Origin of the sequence: Sorangium sp. So ce124 (genome assembly GCF_051525235.1) — a bacterium.
Classification (GTDB): domain Bacteria; phylum Myxococcota_A; class Polyangia; order Polyangiales; family Polyangiaceae; genus Sorangium; species Sorangium atrum.
The window spans coordinates 7062130-7082170 of sequence record NZ_CP150312.1; the positions used below are offsets into that span (position 1 = coordinate 7062130).

General features: G+C 67.9%; 14 protein-coding genes. 7 read left to right on the plus strand and 7 right to left on the minus strand.

Translation table 11 applies throughout. The annotated features are described in order from the left end of the window. Position 1: 1 nt before the first annotated feature. From WMF19_RS26350 to WMF19_RS26360, 3 genes are all read right to left on the minus strand, one after another. Positions 2 to 1771 (minus strand): glycoside hydrolase family 43 protein, encoded by a 1770-nt coding sequence (locus WMF19_RS26350; protein WP_437892886.1) that lies wholly within the window; start codon positions 1769 to 1771, stop codon positions 2 to 4. A 237-nt stretch (positions 1772 to 2008) separates the two neighbouring features. Next, entirely contained in the window at positions 2009 to 2149 is a 141-nt protein-coding gene (locus tag WMF19_RS26355; RefSeq protein WP_437892887.1) for a hypothetical protein, read from the minus strand. A gap of 3 nt (positions 2150 to 2152) precedes the next feature. Then, the gene (locus tag WMF19_RS26360; protein ID WP_437892888.1) at positions 2153 to 3058 is read right to left on the minus strand and encodes an endo-1,4-beta-xylanase; all 906 of its coding nucleotides are present in this window, start codon (positions 3056 to 3058) and stop codon (positions 2153 to 2155) included. On the opposite strand from WMF19_RS26360, the gene WMF19_RS26365 reads away from it, so the two are divergent. Then, on the plus strand, positions 3051 to 3383 hold the full coding sequence (locus WMF19_RS26365; protein ID WP_437892889.1) for a hypothetical protein: 333 nt from the start codon (positions 3051 to 3053) through the stop codon (positions 3381 to 3383). The genes WMF19_RS26360 and WMF19_RS26365 overlap by 8 nt on opposite strands. A gap of 73 nt (positions 3384 to 3456) precedes the next feature. Here the strand turns inward: WMF19_RS26365 and WMF19_RS26370 are convergent, their stop codons facing one another. From WMF19_RS26370 to WMF19_RS26380, 3 genes are all read right to left on the minus strand, one after another. Next, positions 3457 to 4833 (minus strand): DUF1552 domain-containing protein, encoded by a 1377-nt coding sequence (locus tag WMF19_RS26370; RefSeq protein ID WP_437892890.1) that lies wholly within the window; start codon positions 4831 to 4833, stop codon positions 3457 to 3459. Beyond that, on the minus strand, positions 4830 to 6512 hold the full coding sequence (locus tag WMF19_RS26375) for a DUF1592 domain-containing protein (RefSeq protein ID WP_437892891.1): 1683 nt from the start codon (positions 6510 to 6512) through the stop codon (positions 4830 to 4832). The genes WMF19_RS26370 and WMF19_RS26375 overlap by 4 nt, the downstream gene beginning before the upstream one ends. Before the next feature lie 573 nt (positions 6513 to 7085). Continuing rightward, positions 7086 to 8228, minus strand: a complete 1143-nt coding sequence (locus WMF19_RS26380) for a hypothetical protein (RefSeq protein ID WP_437322648.1) — start codon at positions 8226 to 8228, stop codon at positions 7086 to 7088. Positions 8229 to 9385: 1157 nt separating this feature from the next. Between WMF19_RS26380 and WMF19_RS26385 the strand changes: the two genes are divergently transcribed. The 6 genes from WMF19_RS26385 to WMF19_RS26410 all read left to right on the plus strand — a co-directional run bounded on the left by WMF19_RS26385 (position 9386) and on the right by WMF19_RS26410 (position 17912). Beyond that, positions 9386 to 10171: an alpha/beta hydrolase family esterase gene (locus tag WMF19_RS26385; protein WP_437892892.1), complete on the plus strand. Its 786-nt coding sequence runs from the start codon at positions 9386 to 9388 to the stop codon at positions 10169 to 10171. 122 nt (positions 10172 to 10293) lie between these two features. Beyond that, positions 10294 to 11499, plus strand: coding sequence for an alpha/beta hydrolase family esterase (locus WMF19_RS26390; RefSeq protein WP_437892893.1), 1206 nt, complete (start codon positions 10294 to 10296; stop codon positions 11497 to 11499). Between the two features lie 314 nt (positions 11500 to 11813). Beyond that, a complete protein-coding gene (locus WMF19_RS26395) occupies positions 11814 to 13319 on the plus strand; it encodes a DUF1592 domain-containing protein (RefSeq protein ID WP_437892894.1) in 1506 nt (501 codons plus the stop codon). A gap of 53 nt (positions 13320 to 13372) precedes the next feature. Then, positions 13373 to 14758: a DUF1552 domain-containing protein gene (locus WMF19_RS26400; RefSeq protein WP_437892895.1), complete on the plus strand. Its 1386-nt coding sequence runs from the start codon at positions 13373 to 13375 to the stop codon at positions 14756 to 14758. Between the two features lie 133 nt (positions 14759 to 14891). Further along, positions 14892 to 16061: an alpha/beta hydrolase family protein gene (locus WMF19_RS26405; RefSeq protein WP_437892896.1), complete on the plus strand. Its 1170-nt coding sequence runs from the start codon at positions 14892 to 14894 to the stop codon at positions 16059 to 16061. Positions 16062 to 16442: 381 nt separating this feature from the next. Then, the gene (locus WMF19_RS26410) at positions 16443 to 17912 is read left to right on the plus strand and encodes a PAS domain-containing protein (protein ID WP_437892897.1); all 1470 of its coding nucleotides are present in this window, start codon (positions 16443 to 16445) and stop codon (positions 17910 to 17912) included. A gap of 778 nt (positions 17913 to 18690) precedes the next feature. On the opposite strand, the gene WMF19_RS26415 is transcribed toward WMF19_RS26410, so the two are convergent. Then, positions 18691 to 20034: a DUF1552 domain-containing protein gene (locus tag WMF19_RS26415; protein WP_437901679.1), complete on the minus strand. Its 1344-nt coding sequence runs from the start codon at positions 20032 to 20034 to the stop codon at positions 18691 to 18693. Positions 20035 to 20041 lie beyond the last annotated feature (7 nt).

The following is a 20041-nucleotide window of genomic DNA, read 5'->3' on the forward strand; positions in this document are numbered from 1 at the left end:
GTCAATTCGCGGCGGCCCCGCTCCGCCCGGTTTCTCGGGCACGACGCCGCCGCGCGGCGACCGCGCCCAGCGCGATCAAGGCTGCGAGCGCGCCCGCGGGGGAGCTGGGCCCGGATTGGACCCGGAAGGCGCACCCGCCCTCATCGCCGCTGGCGCCGCCAGCGGTCGTACCGCCAGCGCCGCCCGTACCGCTCCCCGCCGTGGCTCCGCTGCCCGCCGTGGCTCCGCTGCCCGCCGTGGCTCCGCTGCCGGTGGTCGCTGCGCTGCCGCTGCTCACACCCCCGCCCGCTCCGCCGCTGCCGGTCGCTCCGCCTTCACCCACGTCCGGAGCGCCCCCGGCGCCAGCGCCACCGGCGCCCGTCGGATCGGGATCCGGGGCGTCGAGCGGAGTGAATTTCCACCAGTTGACGTTGAACAGGAAACCGCTCCCACCGGTGAACTTCAGGAACAGATCGTGTATCCCTGTCGCGCCGTCGACCGCACAGGACGTGGTGACCCAGGTCTGCCAGCCGCCGGTACCCTCGACCATGCAGGTCCCCACCAGCGTGCCGGTCGCGCTGTCGAGGCGCAGCTCGATGCTGCCGCCAGCGTTCGCCGAGGCCACCCTCGCGTCGAAGGACACCGCGCCGGTGCCAAAATCGACGCCCTTCACCTTGATGTAGTCGCCGTTTTCAATCGACCCGACGTTCATTCCCCCCTCGCCGCATACCTCGGTCTCGACCCCGGATTCCCAGGCGATGGTCTCCGCTTCCGTCATGACATACGGATTCAGGTTGCCGACGCCGGGCGGGCCCTCCTTGCTCATCTTGATCGTCGGGAATGTACCGTCGGCGTTGAACGTGAACCGCTCGACGGCGGCAGAGCGGTGATACCCGCCACCGCCCGGCAAGGCGCCGTTGTGATAGAAGAAGTAGGAGCTCCCCTTGAAGTCGATGACGCCCGCGTGGTTGGTGAAGCTGCTGCCCTCCGTGGGCATGATGACCCCCCGGTAAGTCCATGGGCCGGTGGGCTTGCTGCTCGTCGAGTAGGCGATGTACTCCGAGATAGGGCCCCCCGCGTACACCAGGTAGTACAGCCCATCGCGCTTGTAGAGCCACGGACCTTCTTCGTACTTGGTCTTGTGGCGACCATCGTCATTCCCGGTGCGCTGCCCGAAGCTCTCCGCCGTCATGGGCACGCGCACGACGTCTCCCTGGTAGGAGATCATGTCCTGGTTCAGCTTCACGTAGCACACGCTCGGGTTTCCCCAGTACAGATAAGCCTGGCCGTCGTCGTCGATGAACGGCGTCGGATCGATGTCTCCGCAATCGGCCGTGATCAACGGCTTTCCCAGGGCGTCTTTGAACGGGCCGGTGGGACTGTCGGACACGGCCACGCCGATGGTCATCCTGTTCAGCGAGCGGCTCGTGACAGGAACGTAATAGTAGAACTTCCCGTTCCTGTGGATGGCCTGGCCTGCCCACGCGTCTCCCTTTGCCCAGCTGAAATCGCTGAATTTCAGCGGCGACCCGTGATCCGTCCAGTTCACCATATCCTTGGAGGAATACACCCTCCATTCGTTCATCCCGAACCAGTCGGTGGCGCTGTCTTCGTCGTGTCCGGTGTAGAGGTACACCGTGTCACCGTGGACCATGGGAGCCGGATCCGCGGTATAATTGGTCTGTACGACGGGATTGTCCGCCAGGGAGACGGACGGAAGCGCGGTCGCGCCGCAAAGGAATAACGCCGCCCCGAAGAGCTTACGTTGGAAGGGTATCGTGTTCGTTGCCATTCTTGAATCCTTGCTGCTCTCCTGAAGGATGTCAGGCATTGCCGATGTCGTGGGTCGCTCGGTTCATGGCGCCCCGGCGCCTCCCGCCGAGTGGTTCGTCGTAGAGACAGCCGGCTGGGCGAGCTGGCAGCGATCGTCTCCCGCGGAAGGTGAACATCGGCGGCAGACGACGCTCCAGCTCTCCAGCCCGGCTACTCTCCGACGACGCGCACCGAGCGCCGTCGTTGAACCCTCAGCTCAGAACTGCGTAAGGAAATCCCAGACGTCGTGAGGATTCCAGGTCATGATCGCGAAGATCCGCGATTTGCCGACGCACAGGCTGGCGTCGGCCTGATCGAGTCCGTTGTACGAGCGGGGATCAACGCTCGAGCGTGACATCAATCACCCGCGATCCAGGAAGTCCATGAGCCACTGCATGGCCGGCCGCATCCTGCCGTCGTCATACTGGATGCCGGTGTTGTCCCGCCAGGTGGTGCCGACGATGTAACCCCACAGGGTGATGCCCTGGACCGAGGGGTGGTTCCAGTACATCGTGAACTGCTCCTCCATGATCTGCTTCTGCCTGTTGTCGTTCGCCTCGCCGATGTCGTACTCGGTGATGTACACAGGCTTGCCCAGCGAGGCGAGCTGGTCAATGAAGCCCTTGACGGTGTTGGTGTTGATCTTGTACGCGTCGTGGGCCTGCGCGCCGATGGCGTCGACCGGGGCGCCCGCTGCGATGACCGCCCTCGCGATCTTCATGAAGTTGTTGTGGTCGTTCTGATACTCGATGTTGTTGTAGTCGTTGAGGATCAGCTTCGCGTTCGGGCAGAACTCGCGGGCCCACTTGAAGGAGTTGACGATCCAGTCCCAGCCGCTGGCGCCGTCTCCGCCGATGCCGTTCTTGTAGGACGGCGTGGTGTGGGGCGGCGGCTCATTGACAACGTCGATGTACTTCGTCTTGGGGTAGCGCTCGCAGAACGACTTCATCCAGTCCCGCACGGCCGCCTGCTGCTCGTTGCCGGGGAGGCTCCCGACCCAGCTGGGCTGCTGGGAGCCCCACACGAAGACGTGGTGCTTGAAGATGATGTTGTTGTCCTGCGCGTACTTGTAGATCCTGTCGAGCTTGCTCCAGTCCTTGTTCCCGCGGCTCTTCTCGACCTCGCCCCACTTCCCCTCGTTCTCAGGCGTGATCTGGTTCCAGTACTTCGCGAAGCCGTCGCGCACGGCGCCGCGCGTCGTGATGTTGCCGACGAACTTCCCCGTGGGCTCGGAGCCGCCGGCTCCGGTGGACGCGCTGGTGGACACGCTGGTCGAGGCGTCCGCACCGCCGCCACCTTCGTTTGATCCGCCGGTGCTGGCGCTGGTCGTGGCGGTGCTCGTCGTGACGCCGCTCGTCGTGGCGCCGCTCGTCGTGGCGCCGCTCGTCGTGGCGCCGCTCGTCGTGCCGTTGCTGGTCGTGCCGGCGCTGGTCGTGCTGCCAGCTCCTCCCGCGCCGCCCGTGCCGTCGCCTTCGCCCCCATCGGAGCATCCAGCGAGCGTCGCGAGCCCGAGCGCGATCCACGTCGTACCGCGCAGCCATCGAGAAGAACGGTTCTTATTCATGTTGGATTTCCGCAAGTTGAACGATTGAAGATGGGGATGCTTTGAGCAGAGAGCCGACAGGCAGCGGCTTGAGCTCCGAAACGTCTGGATTCTTTGCTTCTTCAGGCGAGGATCGGGGCGACGAGCCCACCTTCGAGGCTCTCATCGCCGAAGTCGTCGAGCGGGCCCCCCTGGCCGTTGGTGCAGCCGACGGCCGCGCCGATCGTGTTGAGCAGCTTGTTGTTGGTGATCTTGACGTCGACGAACTGGCCGGTCTTCAGGTAGCCCGCGGCGCCGCCGGCGAGGATGTACGGGACCTTCCGGTACCCGTGGTACTTGTCGGCGTTGTCATTGAACCACACCGCCACGCCGTGATCGAGGAGCGTCCCCGAGCCGAGCTCGTACGACGAGAGCCGATCGAGCAGGTACTTGAAGAGCCGCGCGTGGATCCGGTCGATCTGGTGGTGCAGCTCCTGAGCGCCCTCGATCGGCGGGCCCGAGGTGCCGTCGCTGTCGATGCGGTGGGAGATCTTGTGGTAGCTCTTCTGCCGGACGCCGTGGATCGTGTACTCGGTCCCGTCGTTGCCGTCACCCACCTGGAGCGTCGCCACGCGCGTGACGCCGCACGCCATCGCGAGCGCGATGATGTCCATCTGCATCCGCGTGACGGCCTCCACGTTCTCGGATTTGCCGACGTTCGGCGAGATCGCCTCCATCTCGTCGACCTGCATCTCCGGGAGCTTGCACGCGAGCGCGACCTCGAGGTCGCGGATGCTGTCGAAATGGAGCTGTAGCCGCTCGCGATCGCTCTTGCTGATGTCCTTCCGGCCCATGAGCGCCTTCATCTCCCCGCGCACCAGGTCGTTCACGCTGGTGCGGCGCTCGACCAGCGACTGCTGCACCTCGGTGTCCACGTCGGCGAGGCCGAAGAGCTTCTGGTACGCGTTGGCCGGGTTGCGCTCGGCGGCGCGCAGCTGCTTCGGCCCGCGGTACGAGAGCACCTCGTTGATGTAGCCGGCCATCCTGCCCGCGTAGAGCGTCAGCGGCTCGACGCCCGCCGGGTTGAGCTCGGTCGCGATGCGGTTGTCGATCGACTCGCCCATCGCCAGCGACTCGTTGCCCGCCGGCTGGTCCGACACGCGCGCGGCCGTGAGGCACTGGTTGCCGCCGCCGGAGTGGCCGCAGCCGTTGCCCTTGAACGCGAAATCCACGCCGCGCAGCATGATGAGCTTGCTCGCGTGGTCCTTGAGCTCGCTGACCGCGCGGTCGCTGTCCTTCTCCATCGACGCGGCGGTCAGCGCGCCCGTCTCGCTGGGCCAGAACATCTCGGGCTCGTCGTTCGTCGCCTGCGCCACGCCGTTCGCCTGGCGCATGAAGATCGCGAAGGGCGGCACGTCGCCCGTGCCAGCCGAGGCGCGCCGCGAGGCGAAGGTCTCCAGGAACGGGAGCGCCACCGTGACGCCGAACAGTCCTCGAAGCACACGTCGTCGGGTGATCATGGCGCCTCCGCGGGAACGCGAGCGAGGAACGGAGTCGAAGAGACGATCTGGAGGAGGAGCTCCTTGGTCGCGGCGCCGCCGCGCGACGCCTCGCCGAGCTCCTTGACGAGCGCCCGGTCCTCCGCGCGCACGCCGCGGCCGTGGGAGAACTCGATCCAGCGCTGCGCGTAGCACGCGTGCGCCTCGCTGCTCTCGGCGAGGAGCTGGCTGAACTCGACCGCATCCGCGTAGCTCCTCGGCTGGCCGCCGAGCGTGTAGACGTCCGCGGAGTCGACGGGCGCGCCATTGTCGGTCGTGCGGTACTTGCCGATCGCGTCGTAGTGCTCGAAGGCGAACCCTGCGGGGTTGATGAGCACCCCGTGGCACGACGCGCCGCACGTCCCCTTGCCCGTGTGCGCCTCGACGCGCTCGCGGTTGGTCGCGAGCTCGCCCGGCGGCAGCGAGGTCGCGTTGTCGGGCGGCGGCGGCAGCGCCGCGCAGAGGATCCTGAGGTTCACGAACACGCCGCGGTGGATCGAGTCCGGCTGCCGCGCCGTCGCCTTGGCCGCGAGGAAGCCGAGGCGCGTGAGCAGCCCCGAGCGCTCGGCGTCGTCGAGCTCCACCTGCTCGAACTCGTCCGAGAAGTCGCCCTCGACGCCGTAGACCGCCGCGAGGTGGTCGTTCACGAACGCAGTGCGCGAGGTGAGCAGCTCCGTGAGGCCACCCTCCCTCTCGAAGACGACATGATCCACGAAGAGCTCTGCCTCGCGCTGCATGTCGTCGCCCATCTGGGGGACGAACTCGGGGTAGAGCGCCTGGTCCTTGTTGAGGTCGTGGTACTGCTCGTAGTCGTAGAGCTGCCGGTGGAACGCGCGGACGACCTCGCGGGCGCGCGGATCCTCGAGCATCCCCCCGGCGTAGGCGCGGACGGCCTCGCGCGTCGAGAGCTCGCCCGCCTTCGCCGCCTCGAGGAGCTCGTCGGAGGGCATCGTGTTCCAGAAGAGGTACGAGAGCTTGGCCACGATCTCGTGGCCGCTCAGCGGGATGAGCCCGCCCCTCGCCGGCCCGGCGCCGCGCTCGACCCGGTAGACGAAATGGGGCGACTGCAGAAACGCCTCGAGCGCCGCGCGCACGCCGGCGGCAAACGGCTCCTCGCCCTCGAAGAGCTCCTTGCCGCGGTGGAACAGCGCGAGGTACGCACCCCGCTCGTCGTCCGTGATGGGGCGCCGGAAAGCCCGCTCGCCGAACCGCTCGACGAACGCCTGCGCCCGCGCCTCCGGCTCGGCCGGCAGGTCCGCGGGCACGAGCCTTCCGAGCTTGCCCTCGTCGGCGGTCACCATCGCCGCGAGCTCCTCCGCGGCGCGCTGGTAGTCGCTCCAGAGGCCGGGTGTCACCAGCAGCGCAGCCTCGTTGTTGTCGAACACGCCGCCGAGCGGATCGCTCGTGAAGGACGCCGAGAGACCGGGCCTGTCGTCGAGGCGCAGGAGGTCGCGCACCGTGTTCTCCCACTGCGCGTGGCTCAGCCGCGGGAACATGCTCCGCTCGGCGACCTGCGACGCCGCCGCGCCGCCCGGCGAGGGGCCGTCGCCCTCGTCCTGGGCGCCCAGGGAGCCCGTGCACCCCGCGAGCAGGAGCGCCGCACCGCACAGCGCCCGCCTCCAGCGTGACAGGAGGGTCATCGAAAAAGACGGTCGGGTCATCTCTCTCTCCCTCTCCTGGTCAAGCGCTGGCGACCGAGCGGCCAGCTCAGCGTGGCTGTCAGTGCGCCTACCATCCAACGGAAATCGTCCTGTTCACTCCGTCATCGAGCGCGGGTCGATCTTGCCTGTTGCATGCGGTCCGCAACCGTTCAACGCTGGACGATTCAACCACGACGAGAACTCGTGAGCTGACACACGAACATGATCACGAGAGATCGCGCGGTCTCGAGGGGGCAGCCCGACAGCCGGCGACCTGCGGTGCGCCGATCCGCCGCCCGCGGCGCGCCGCCGAGCGAACAGCACAGGCGCCGAGATCCATCGAAGGACGAAGGTCTCGGTCCGCACGACGACCCACCCAAGGCGAAGGAAAAGGATACTGCTCCGGGGCAATGTGAGCGATCACATGATCGATGTCAAACCCAATCGACCCGCCCGCGGCTGTCCTCCGGCCCGAGGGAGGACGCTGGCACGGATGTGGGACCGTGAGAACTGGAACTTTCCGGCGGCGGCGCGCATGCGGAGAGCGCCGCCGCTTACTCCGAGCGACGTGAAGGCGCGCGAGGAGCGCGAAAGCTACTGACGGTCGAAGAAGTCGAAGACGTCGGGCAACACGAGCGGAACCATCCCTGGATGGTCGGCGTCGACTTCCTTGTACGTGATCGTGTAACCGCCAGCCATCATCCAGTCGCGCAGCGCGTGGCTCCCTGTGAGGGAAGGCGTGCCGCGGGTCCCCTCCGTCACGAAGATGGGCACATTGCGCAGCCGGTCCCACGGATAGCCCGACTCCTGGACGAAGGGTCCGGACATAGGCGCCAGCGCCTTCCAGTAGTCGGCGTACTTCGCGCCGATGTACCAGGTGCCGCCGCTCCCCATCGAGTGTCCGGTGAGGAACATCGAGCTGCGATCGATCGGGTACTCGTGCAGCACCAGCTCCAGGACATTGATGACGTCCTTCTCGCTGAGCTCCTGGTCGCGTTCTCGCTCGGGCGTACGCATGGCCAGGAGCTTCTCCGCCTCCTCGGGCTGCCCGAACACGGCCGGCAGCCGCAGGAAGTTGCCGTAGGCGCCCTGATAGCCGAGCGGCGAGACCAGGAGCACGCCATGCTGGTCGGCCAGATTCACCATCTGCTTGTTGTTCTGATCCAGGTACGAGCTCTCGTCGTTCGAAGCGCCGTGCAAGAACATCACGAGGGGCAACTTCGACGTGCCGTCCCAGCGATTCGGGACGCAGACGCGGTAAGGAACGTCGGCGCCCGCCTCTGGAAAGCGGTACGTCCTGCGCTGGTCGCCCTTGGCGCGCCACTGCGGAGAGCTGGGATCGGCGACGGACTCGGCGAGCGCTCGCGCCTCGAGCACCTGAGTGCGCGGATCGAGCGTGGTCCCGAACGAGATGGTCACCGGCTCGAATTCGTCTGAACCGCCCGCCCCGCCCGCCCCGCCCGTCCCTGCGGCGCCGCCTTCGCCGCCGGCCGCCGTCGTCCCGCCGCTGGGCGCCTCGCCGCCCGTGCCGGCGCCCGCTTGGCCTCCCGCGCTGGCCGAGGCGTCCCCAGGAGCCCCCCCGCCGGGACCGCCAGAGGCCGCGTCCGGCGCGCTGGCGCCGCCGCCACCTTGGCCGGTGGAGGCGGCGCCGCTGCCGGCATCATCGCTCCCGCAAGCGGCGAGCGACAGCGCGCAACCGATGCAGGCCAGTGACGAAAGGAATCGACGTGTCGTCATGCTCACTCCGGGGACGAGATCAGCCCGTTCTGGGCGGGCTGCTCAGCGTTCGTGGTTCTCCGAGGCCTCTTGGTGCGCGACTCGATGGCTTGTTCACAGGCCGCAGAAAAATGCACTGATATCAACCAAGTCCACGTCACGAGCGAGCTGCCGGCGCCCACAGAGCCCCGCAGCCCCCAGCGCGACGCCGTGAGCCAGGTTACTGGGCCACCGGTTCGCGCATAGGGCCCGTGTGCCTGCTCAAATACGACGTCAGCAGTCTTGCGCGATCACGCGATGCGGAGCGCGGTGCGCGCGCAGGTCGCAGGTGAGGCCTCGCGCCCGGCGCGAAACGAGCGGTGCCGCCGCGACCTCATCCTTCCTCGCGCCCGCGGCGACCGAGCGAAAAGAGCCAGTGCAGAGGCCCGATGATGAGCCCGGGACGAATGGCACGGTCCGCAGTACGGCCAAGGCAAAACAGCAGGACCCCCGAGCGCGCACCGTGAACGATCACATTCTGGGCGTCAAACAAAATTGACGCCCTCCACTGGTCCGCGGCCGGTGCCCCCGTTTGACGCGCCGCTTCGTCGGAGGAGCCACGCTAGCCATGTCCTCCCTTGGGCTCGAGGATACCCGCGGTCCTGTCGACAGGAGTTGACATCGATGATGTGAACGATCACAATGAACACCTTGCCGCGAGCGCGGCGAGCGAAAATCCAGCGAGACGGCTTGTTTACATCAAAGTCGCGCAAGCTCGCTGAATCCTGGCTCTGCCGTCGGACTCGAATCCTTCAATCAACTGGAAACAACCTCACCCTGCGGGCGCGCCTCGTAGAACACCGCCGGTGAGGGAAAAATCGCGCCTGGGTATTCGAATGACGAACCAACCTATACTCGTTCGAGCCACATTGTTCGCAGCGCTGGCCGGCTCTTGCGCCCTCTCGGCTTGCGGAGGTAGCGTCGATGGCGGCGCGAGCTCGTCAGGCGACGACCCCAACCCCGGGACGGGCGGGGCCGCTGTCTCAGTCAGCAGCGGCAGCACCACGACCAGCGGCGGCACAACGACCAGCGGCGGCACAACGACCGGCGACGGCGGCGCGTCCGCGGGTGGAGCGGGCGGTGAAGGAGGAACGAGCGGAAGCGGTGGTTCGCCAGGAGCCGGTGGTTCGGGCGGATCGATGGGAGGCAAGGTGCCCCCGGAGCCGAGCACGGGTTGCGGCAAGGCCAATCCGCAGACGGGCAGCGCGCAGAGCCCGCTCACCGTGTCGGGTCACCAGTACTACGTGAAGCTGCCGACCGGCTACGACGCCAGCAAGCCGTACCCGGTGATGATCATGTTCAACCCGACGAACAACCCGATCAACTGGGCAGAGCAGAACGCGGGCTTCGAGGCAACCGGCCCCAAGGAAGCCTGGATCCGCGTCTACCCTCACCCGGCCAACCCCAGCTCCGGCTGGGGGGCGAACGACGTCTCCTTCTTCCAGCCGCTCTACGATCAGATCACGGCCAACCTCTGCATCGACAAGGCCCGCGTGTTCGCGGCGGGCGAGAGCTCGGGCGGCGACTTCTCGAGCATCCTCGGCTGCGAGCACGCGGACAAGCTGCGCGCGATCGGCCCGTGCGCTACCAAGAACGTACAGCAGTATCCGCTCAACGCCGACACCCGAAAGTGTACCGGGCAGGTCACGGCGGTCGTCATCCACGGAAAGCGCGACTCGGTGGTCGGGACGGACAACGGCCCGAAGACGCGCGACTTCTACACCAATCTGAACCACTGCGAGGCGAGCACGACGCCGGTTGACGGGTACACGGACGATCTCTCGAACTGCGTCATGGCTCAGGGCTGTGACGAGGGCTATCCGGTCTATTGGTGCCAGCACGGAGACCCGAACTACAGCAACACCAATCATGGCTGGCCCGCGTTCGCGCCCAAGTTCCTCTGGAACCTGTTCTCGACCTATTGAGGACTGATCGGCCCGGCGACGCCCGGCGCATGATGCCCGCATCAACCGGCCGGGATAGCGTGGCGGATGACCCGCGATCGCCCGTGCCACCGACGAGCAGCAGTTGGCGAGGTGGTTTCCCTATGCGTAGATCTGGTTCCGGGCTGAGCGTTCTTTTCACCGTGGGCGTGGCGACGGCGCTGGCCGCTTGCTCGTCAGACGCGGAGCCCGTCGACCCGGGTGCTGGTAGTTCTTCCGGCGCATCCACGAGCAGCGGCCCCACCACCTCGAGCGCGACGTCGGGCGGAGGAGCCGTCGGGAGCGGCGGCGCGGGCACGGCCGCGAGCACGAGCGCGAGCAGCTCCGGCGGCACGGGCGGCGACTCGGCCGGCGTCGGTGCCGCCGGCTCGACGGGCGCTGGCGACGGCGGCTCGACGGGCACCGGCGACGGCGGCTCGACGGGCACCGGCGACGGCGGCTCGACGGGCGCTGGCGACGGCGGCTCGATGGACCCTGGCGGCGGCGGCTCGGTGGGCTGCGGCAAAGCCGTGACGCGCCCCGACCCTCGCGCGCAGCAGACGCTGACGGTCGGTGGGGTGACGCGCTACTTCCTGATTCACGTCCCGGAGAACTACGACCCGAGCAAGCCGCTGCCGCTGGTCTTCGGTATCCATGGCCTGAACATGAACAACGTGTGGGCTGCGCACGACAACAGCGGATTTCAGCTCATCCAGGAGACCAACAACCAGGCGCTGCTCATCTACCCGCAGGGCTTGCCGGCGGACGGGCAATCCAGGCCTCCGAGCACCCAGTCGCAGTGGGGTACTGCAGACTCCAACTGGGGCGGTCCGCCGCCCAGCGCCAACAGGGCGCGCCTGGACGCCGACCTGGCGTTCTTCGACGCCATGCTCGAGCATGCCAAGGCGAGCTACTGCGTGGATACGAAGCGCGTCTTCGCGGTCGGGTTCAGCCAAGGTGGCTTCATGACGAACACGCTCGGCTGTGAGCGGTCGTCCGTGTTCCGCGGTCTCGCCCCGGTCGCCGGATGGGGTCCCAATGCATCGCAGCCCACGTGCAGCGACGCCAGCGCCGCGCACGCGCTGATTCAAACGCAAGGCGACACCGACACGACCGTGTCCCCCCAGCTGGGGCAGTCGACCCGCGACTTCTGGCGGGGCCGGAACGGCTGCCAGGCGACCACGATGCGGTCGAGCTTCGGCGACTCGTGCGTCGAGTATCAGGGCTGCAAGGAGGGCCAGCCGCTCGTGTACTGCACGCACCCCGGCGGTCACTCCGTACCGTCCGGCGCGGGCGGGCGAGCCTGGCGCTTCTTCCAGTCGCTCAAGTGAGCCTCGCAGGCCGTGGAGTGAACGGGGTCCCTTCGATGCATGGATTCCTCGATCTTCAGATGAACAAGACAGTTACTGGATGATGGTTGCGTTGTAACGGCTCTGAAATAGCTAACTTGTCACCCGAGCTTGGTCAGGAGGCAATGATGACCCCACCGTCTTTTTCGATGACCGCCTTGCCGCGCCGCAGGCGGGCGCTAAGTGCGGGGCTCTGCGTCACCGCGCTCCTGCTCGCGGGATGCACGGGCTCCCTGGGCGATTCAGATGGGGGCGGCGGCCCCGCGCCGGACGGCAGCGACCCACCCACCGGCGGGGTGGCGCGCGGCATCGACATGCCGGGGGCGCCGCAGTTCCACCGGTTCGTGCGCCTCACGAACTCGCAGTGGGCGCGCAGCGTGCAGGTGGTTCTGAATCTCGCCGATCCTTCGTCGCTGTCCGACGGGTTCGAGAAGCCTGTCTCGGGCATCACGGACTTCACGAACAACGAGCACCTGCTGAGCGTGAACCAGCGCTCGTGGAGCGACTACCAATCGGCGGCGGAGGCGCTCGCCGAGGAGGTGACGGATTCGGATGCGGCGCTCGCCAGGGTCTACCCGGATAAGGACGAGACCGGCTTCATCGAAACCGTGGGGCGCCGTGCGTATCGCCGTCCGCTGACGGACGACGAGATCGCCAGGTACTCGGAGCTCTTCGAGACCGGCGCGGCGATGTCCGGCACGAAGAGCACGTTTGCCAAGGGCGCGCAGCTCGTGATCCGGACGATGCTCCAGTCGCCGCACTTCCTCTACCGCACGGAGCTCGGCGAAGATCGCAAGCCGCTCGATGGTTACGAGGTCGCGGCGAAGCTCTCGCTCTGGCTGCGCGACGCCGCGCCGAGCGACGAGCTGCTCGACGAGGCGCCCACGCTCACGACGCCGGAGGCGATCGCCGCGGTCGCCAAGACCATGCTGGAGGAGCCCACCGCGGTCAAGGGCATGCGGTACTTCCACAGCGAGCTGCTCCACTTCGATCGCTACTCCACGATCAGCAAGCTCGGCGTGCCGAGCTACAATGAATCGTTGAACGCGGAGTACGAGGAGAGCGCGTACCTGTTCTTCGACAAGATCTTCACCGAGGGTCTCGGGGTCAAGGAGATCCTCACGTCCACCAAGGGCTTCGTGGGGCCGGGGATGGCGAGCCTCTACGGCCTGGCGCCGAGCGGGAGCCGCATGGTGGAGCAAGACCTCGGTCCCGATCGCGTCGGCTTCTTCTCGCAGCTCCCCTACCTGACGCTGAACGCCCTGAACGATGAGTCGGACTCGATCCACCGCGGCGTCAGCATCAACCTCGACATGCTGTGCGCGCCGCTCGGCGCGCCGGCCCCCAACATTCCGCCGGTCCCGCCGCTCGAGCCCGGGCAGACGAACCGTCAACGCATCACGCGGCTCACCTCCGGCTGCGGCGGCACGTGCCACAACCAGCTCATCAACCCCGTCGGCTTCGCCTTCGAGCACTTCGACGGCATGGGGCAATATCGGGACGAGGAGAACGGAGGTCTGCCGATCGACAGCAGCGGTGTCTACGCGTTCTCCGAAGGGACCAAGTCGTTCGGGGACGCCGGCGAGCTGATGCACTACATGGCGGAGGGCGAGCAGGCTCACCTCTGCTACGCCAAGAAGCTCGCGAGCTTCGCGCTCCAGCGCGACGTCGTCCCGTCGGACTTGCCGCTCGTCGAGACGCTCGCCGAGGTGAGCCGCGGCGCCAGCGGCTCGGTGAAAGAGATCATGCTCGAGCTCGTGAAGAACGACGCATTCCGGACTCACATGGGAGGTACGCTGTGAACCCGAAGATCGCAATGAACCTCGCTCCTCCGAGCACAGCACACCGGCGCGGCATGAATCGACGCGCGTTCCTGCGCGCGGGCGGCGTCGCCATCGCCCTTCCGTTCCTCGAGGGTTTGCCGTCGCGCTCCGCCTGGGCCGCGGACAGCGCGCCCGTGTTCAGCCTCTACATCGTGGCGGCGTGCGGCGTGGTGGGTAAGAAGTTCTTCCCGGACCAGACTGGCCAGCTCACCACCGACGGGCTCGCCGCCATGACGGACAAGGCGACGCACGTGCTCGCGCCTCACGCCCCGAACCTGCTGTTCATCCGCGGGATCAACTTCCCCATGGGGGGCCCCACCAACTGCGGCCACGCGCAGGGCCTGTGTCAGTCGCTCACCGCGCGCCCGGCGCAGGGTGGTGGCAGCACCGCGTCCTCGGGCGGCGTGTCCGCGGACGTGGTCGTCGCCAAGCTGGTGAACGAGGGCGGCGCCGAGCCGCTCACGCTCTACGCCGGCAACCGCAGGAACGGGTACATCGCCGAGCGCATCTCTTTCAAGGGCGCCGGCGCCGGGCAGGTGCGTTCTGCGGACGACAACCCGTACACGCTCTACGCCAAGCTCGTCGGCCTGGCGGAAAGCGGCGGCGGCAGCAGCGGCGGCAACGGCGGGCAGGTCGCCGACGAGCTCATCCGAAGCCGCAAGAGCGCGAACGACTTCGTGCGCGAGGAGCTGAACAGCCTGATGCGCATGTCGGCGCTGAGCTCCGCCGACAAGAAGCGCCTCCAGCAGCATTTCGACGCCATCCGCGACGCCGAGGTCACGATGGGCGAGATGGCCAGCTCCTGCAGCCAGGCGGGCCTCTCGACGACGGAGCTCGATGCGCTCAAGAGCGGCTTCGCGTTCAAGACGAACGGCATGATAGAGGACGTCGCGAAGCTCCACCTCGAGCTCGTGGCGCTGGCGTTCGCCTGCAACTTCAACCGCGTGGCGACGCTGCAGCACGGCGACGGCACGGATGGGACGAAGTATGCGGTACCGGCGAACGCGACGCTCGGGTGGCCCTTCCACCACATCAGCCATCGTGTGCAATCGGACGCCGCTACGGGCAACAACCCGACGGCCGAGCAAGCACACGCCGAGATCGACGTGCTCCGCATGCAGACGCTGCTCCACGGCCTCGATCAGTTCAAGGCCCGCGACCTGTTCGACAAGTCCATCATCATGTGGACGAACCACGTATCGGACGGCCCGTCGCACAGCTTCCGCAACGTGCCGACGATCATCGCCGGAAGCGGCGGCGGCTACCTGAAGCAGGGAGCTTACATCGACGCCGGAGACGTCACGAACAACCGGCTCTTCAACGGCCTCATCGCCGCCGCCGTTCGGGACAAGACCGAGTGGACGGAGAACTTCGGCGAGGGCAAGGGCTCCGGGCCCATCGACGGCATGCTCGCCTGAGCGGCATCGCCGGGCGGTGAGCGGCGCTGGACTCGATACCAGAATCGCCAACGCTCACATCGACTGCGAAAGAACCCAGTGAGCGGACGAAGAGCAAGTCGCGCGCGTACCCTTCGCGCGAGAGGAGACCTCCATGCAAGCATTGACGCACGTAACGGCAGCAGCCGTCGCCCTCCTCCTGTTCGGCTGCGGTGCTGACGACTCGCTGCCCTCGGAGGCTGCTGGCACTCCGGCGGGCTCGAGCGGAGCCGCGGGCTCTGCCGGCTCTGCGACCACAGGCGCTGCGCCCGCGGGCAGCGGCGGCGGCGATGTGAGCGCGACCGGTGGCACGGCGGGTGGGGGCGCCTCCGACGGAGCGGCGGGTGGCTCCAGCGGAGCGGCGGGCCATGGCAGCGCAGGCGCTGGCGCCGCTGGCGCTGGCGCCGGTGGCACGGGCGCAGGCGCCGGTGGCGCAGGCGCGGGCGGCGCGGCGACGTGTGACCCCGCGGACGAGACCGCCGATCCGACGCCGGTCAACGTGAGGGGCATGGGAGCCGCGTTTACCGGCTCACACGAGGTCGTGGTCGAAAAGGACCCCGGATTGTCTGGTCGCACGATCTTCAGGCCGAAGGACCTGGGCGGAGCCAACAAGTACCCGATCGTTGCCTGGGGGCAGGGCGGCTGTTCCTTGAACGGCACCACCAACCCAGATTTTCTGGGCGAGCTCGCGTCGCACGGGTACCTGGTGATCTCCGATGGTGAACCGAGCGGCTCCGACTCGAGGCCCATGGTCGACGACTACAAGGCCATGGGAAAGCCCCTGATCGAATCCCTGGATTGGGCGATCGAGGAGAACGGGCGAGCGTGCAGCCAGTACTACCAGAGCCTGGCTGCCGACAAGACCGCGGTCATGGGTTGGTCCTGCGGCGGACTGATGGCGGAGGGTGCTGCCGGCGACCCGCGCGTGACGACCGCAGTGATCTGGAGCAGCGGGATGATCAACCCCGATCAGAAGATCCTCGATGCCCTCCACGCGCCGATCGCGTACATCCTCGGCGGCCCCGATGACGTCGCTTACCCGAACGGGACCCGGGACTACCGGAACACCAGCCGGGTGCCCGCGGTCCTTGCGAGCACCAACGTGGGCCACGGCGGCACGTACGGCCAAGACAACGGCGGAGTCTTCGGCAAGGTCGGCGTCGCCTGGCTAGGCTGGCAGCTGAAGGGTGACATGGGGGCGACCGGCAAGGGCATGTTCGTCGGCGCGAGCTGCGGCCTGTGCACCGACCGGGCATGGACCATCGAGTCGAAGAACGTGAACTGAGTCTACGGCGCACGACCGGCGCTCCCGGCGAGCGCGAGCGCAGGAGCTCCTGCGGAATCCGAGGCGGAGCTGGAAGGTGCGCCACCGCCCCTGTGCCAGACGCCGACGGGATGCAGCCTCGCCTGGCCCCCCAAAAAAGTGAGCACTCACACAGTTAATCTCCGGTCCCATCGACTGCGCGCGCCTTGACGCGATCCGGCGGCTCGACGATAGGCCCAGCGAGGTGGTGCAGCGCTCGTCACTGGCCATCGCCACCGCGGGGGACGGCAGGCGCGCGTCGCGGAGGGCCTTGTCGACTTTCTGGCGAGATCGACGTGCGGAACCGTTACACTACGGCACGACGGGCGGCGCGCTTGCGGATCAGCGCGGGGAGGAGCGAGCATGGGTCGGGACAGGGGCGAGCGGACATCCGGACCGTTCGGACACGCGGACGCGAACGGGGCGTCCGGAGGGGACCACGACTCGGAAGCAGGGAGCCCGGCGGGCGGGCCCTGCCAGCTTGGCGGGATCCCCGCGCCGGGCGGGGTGTCCGCGCGCGGCGATGACGAGATTGACTACAAGGCCGAGTGCGCGGCGCTGCGCGCGCGCGTCGAGGAGCTCGAGAATGAGCTGGCCAGTCGGCGCGGCGAGCTCGCGCGCGAGAGAGGGTTGGTCAGCGCGGCGGCGGCGTACCTCGACGCGCCGTTCCCGCTGGGCGCCACGCAGGTGCCGGCGCTGATCCACTGGCGCGTGGATGGCACCGTGACGCGCTGGAACGACGCCGCCAGGTGCCTCTTCGGCTGGAGCGAGGGCGAGGCCGTTGGCCGCCGGCTCTCCGAGCTCGTGGCCGCAGATCCGGTGTCGCCCGAGGAGGTGCAGGCGTTCAACCACGATCCTGGCGAGAGCCTCTTCGCGACGACGACGAGCGCGGGCAGGACGAGAGAGGGAGACGCGATCACCTGCCGGTGGACCTACGCCGTGCTGCGCGACGAGCGAGGCGACGTCCGGGAGATCGCGGCCATCGTGGATGAAGGCGACGATCCGCGGCAGAGAGAGCGCCTGATGCACGAGCGCTATCAGATGCTCCTGCAGCTCGTGGACAACTCGCCGAACGTCATGTTCATCAAGGACGCGGAGGGGCGCTACGTGTTCCTCAACCGCCATTATGCGCGGGCCCTCGGGCGGCACGTCATCGAGTTCCTCGGCAAGGACGAGCATGAGTTCGGCGCCACGCCGCCCGGCGTCGCCGACCGGATCGTGGAGAAGGAACGGGAGGTGTTCGCGAGCGGCCAGGCCATGCGGTACCAGGAGGTCCTGGACTACGGCAGCCAGAATTTCTATTTCTTCACGGTCAAGTTCCCGGTGCGCAACGAGCGCGGCGAGCTGGTAGGCGTCGGCGGCGTCGTGAGAGAGGACACCGACCTGAGGCGCGCGGAGGCGGAGCGGGCCGCGCTGCAGGAGCAGATCATCGCCGCGCAGCAGGAGGCGCTCCGGGAGCTGTCGACACCGCTCATCCCGCTCGCCGACGGCGTCCTGGTCATGCCGCTCGTCGGGACGGTGGACAGCGCGCGCGCGGGGCAGATCATGGAAACGCTGCTCACCGGGATCAGCGGCCAGCGCGCCCACACCGCGATCCTCGACATCACCGGCGTGCGCGCTGTCGACACGCTCGTCGCTGATGCGCTGACGCGGACCGCGCGCGCCGCCCAGATGCTCGGCGCACGCGTGGTGCTCACGGGCATCCGCCCCGAGGTGGCGCGCGCCCTGATCGAGCTCGGCGCGGACCTCACCGGCATCGTCACGATGGGCACCTTGCAGAGCGGCATCGCGTACGCGCTGCGGCCCACGGAGCGCCCGCGCGCTGCCCGGTGAAGCGCGCCGCCCGCGCGCTGCCCGGTGAAGCGCGCCGCCCGCGCGCTGCCCGGTGAAGCGCGCCCTGGCCTGCACGGCAAAGAGACCGAGGCCCCTCCCCTGCGCGCCGACTGGAGCGCGCGATCCGGGGACGAGCTCGCCCATGAGAGGCCGCGCGCGGGCCCATTCTCGTTGACACCCACAATGTGAGCGCTCACAGTCCGTCTCGGGGTCTCCTTTCGCCTTCCCCTGACGAGGCCGTCATGCGCTGGCTCTTCGTCCCTGGGATCGGGCTCGCTCCCTGCGCCGATTCCATTCGCCTGATCGTCGCAGACGCGAGCGACGGCGAGGTCGCAGGGGCGCCGCTCGCGCCGTAGCGCGCTGGGCGAGAGGTCTCGTGTCTCTTCGGAGGCTGTCGATCGATCACTTCGACGGCGCCAGCGGAGCTCGCATCCCCGCGGCCCTCCACTTCGGTGTGCGTGGTACGGAGGCTGGTGGACATGCACACCGGGTTTCCGACAGCGGAGCTCCCGGACAGGATACACCCGAACGAGTCCGGCTACGTTCGCATGGCGAACGTCTGGTACGGGGCGATCGGCGATCTGCTGCGGTGAGGTGACGTCGCGGTCGCGCCTTCCCGGTGCGACCATCCTGCTCGCGCCGCGTCGCGTGACGGCGCCAGCCTGTACGTCGAGGACCGCCGGCCGGCGTCGTTGAACTCGCGCCGGCCGGCGTCGTTGAACTCGCGCCGGCCAGCGTCGTTGAACTTGCGCCGGCCGGCGCTCTGTCCTTGCGAAGGCTACGTCAGGTTCGTGAGCGGCCCAGTGCAGAATTTCGGGTCGCCGAACGTGTTCCGGTTGTCGCCGAACAGGTTCAAGATCGAGACGAGCAGGTTGTTGTGCGAGAGGTTGGGGTACCGGACCCAGCGTCCAGTGCGCAGGCCTCCGCCGCCGCCGGCCAGCAAGAACGGCATGTTCGATTTGTTGTGGCTCGGCGGATCCGAGAGCTCGGACCCGAAGAAGACGACGCTCTCGTCGAGCAGCGAGTGTCCACCCATGTCGATCTTCGCCATCTCCTGAAGGAGATAGAGGTGCTGCTTCGAATACCAGTTGCAGATGAGCTCGCACTCGGCCGCCCTGAAGCCGCCGTCGTGCTGGTAGAAATGGTGGTGCTCGCTCAGGTTGAGCCAGGGGAAGGTGTGCTTCGCCTCGGTGTCGCTCCACTGCAGCGTGCCGACCGCGGTGATGTCGCAGGCGAGCGACATCACCAGCATGTCCATCATCAGCTTGCCGACCTTCGGGATCGCAGCGTCGGTCGAGGTGTCCTTGACCTTGCCGTCGTTGTCCGCGCTGAGCCCCGTGCGCGGGTTGTAGTCGGACGTGTCGACCTTCGTCGGCGCCTTGCACGCGCTCGTCTCGACCGGCGCCGCGGTGTCGAGGCTCTTCTCGATCTCGCGGATCTTCGTCAGGTGCTGGTCGATCTTCTGCGCGTCGGCGGCGCCGAGCCGCGAGGACAGGGCGGAGTAGCGCCCGTCGAGGAAGTCGAGGATCGACTTCTTTCGCGCGAGCCGGCGGGCGGCGTCGTTGCCGGCGCTGGGATCCAGCGTGCCGAAGAGGTCGGTGAAGATCTCCGTCGGATCGAGGCGCGGCGCGATCGGCCTGAACGGCGCGGTGCTCTCGAAATTCGCGGCGTTCATGGGTGACAGAAGGCCGTGGGACTTTCCCGTCGCCCAGCGCACCGCGATCTCGATGCTCGCCTTCGCCTTTTGACCGGCGGAGATCCGGGAGGCGATCACCTGATCGATGGACGGTCCGCCCCCGTAGCCGCCGTTCGGTGCCTGGGTCGTGCCCGAGAGCCAGGCGATGATCCCGGCCTGGTGCTGCTCACCGACCGCGCTCTTCATGTCGAGGCCGTCGACGACGAGCAGCTTGTCCTGCACCGGCGCGAGCGGCGACAGGATGGGCCCCAAGGTGAAGTTCGTCTCGGTGCCGGTCGGCCGCCAGCGGTTCATCACCGTCCCGCCCGGCGTGTAGACGGAGAGGAAACGCTTGGCGGGGGCGGGTGCCGCGCTCGCCGTGCGTTCGGTGCCCATGATCTCCAGCCAGGGGAGCGCGATGGCGATGGCGCCAGCGCCGCGCAGCACGGCACGT

What these genes read in the sequence shown, in the direction of transcription:
- WMF19_RS26350 (WP_437892886.1), bottom strand. Translation starts at nt 1,771, where the DNA reads ATGGCAACGAACACGATACCCTTCCAACGTAAGCTCTTCGGGGCGGCG.
- WMF19_RS26355 (WP_437892887.1), bottom strand. Translation starts at nt 2,149, where the DNA reads ATGTCACGCTCGAGCGTTGATCCCCGCTCGTACAACGGACTCGATCAG.
- WMF19_RS26370 (WP_437892890.1), bottom strand. Translation starts at nt 4,833, where the DNA reads ATGATCACCCGACGACGTGTGCTTCGAGGACTGTTCGGCGTCACGGTG.
- WMF19_RS26375 (WP_437892891.1), bottom strand. Translation starts at nt 6,512, where the DNA reads ATGACCCGACCGTCTTTTTCGATGACCCTCCTGTCACGCTGGAGGCGG.
- WMF19_RS26380 (WP_437322648.1), bottom strand. Translation starts at nt 8,228, where the DNA reads ATGACGACACGTCGATTCCTTTCGTCACTGGCCTGCATCGGTTGCGCG.
- WMF19_RS26385 (WP_437892892.1), top strand. Translation starts at nt 9,386, where the DNA reads ATGGGAGGCAAGGTGCCCCCGGAGCCGAGCACGGGTTGCGGCAAGGCC.
- WMF19_RS26390 (WP_437892893.1), top strand. Translation starts at nt 10,294, where the DNA reads ATGCGTAGATCTGGTTCCGGGCTGAGCGTTCTTTTCACCGTGGGCGTG.
- WMF19_RS26400 (WP_437892895.1), top strand. Translation starts at nt 13,373, where the DNA reads ATGAATCGACGCGCGTTCCTGCGCGCGGGCGGCGTCGCCATCGCCCTT.
- WMF19_RS26405 (WP_437892896.1), top strand. Translation starts at nt 14,892, where the DNA reads ATGCAAGCATTGACGCACGTAACGGCAGCAGCCGTCGCCCTCCTCCTG.
- WMF19_RS26410 (WP_437892897.1), top strand. Translation starts at nt 16,443, where the DNA reads ATGGGTCGGGACAGGGGCGAGCGGACATCCGGACCGTTCGGACACGCG.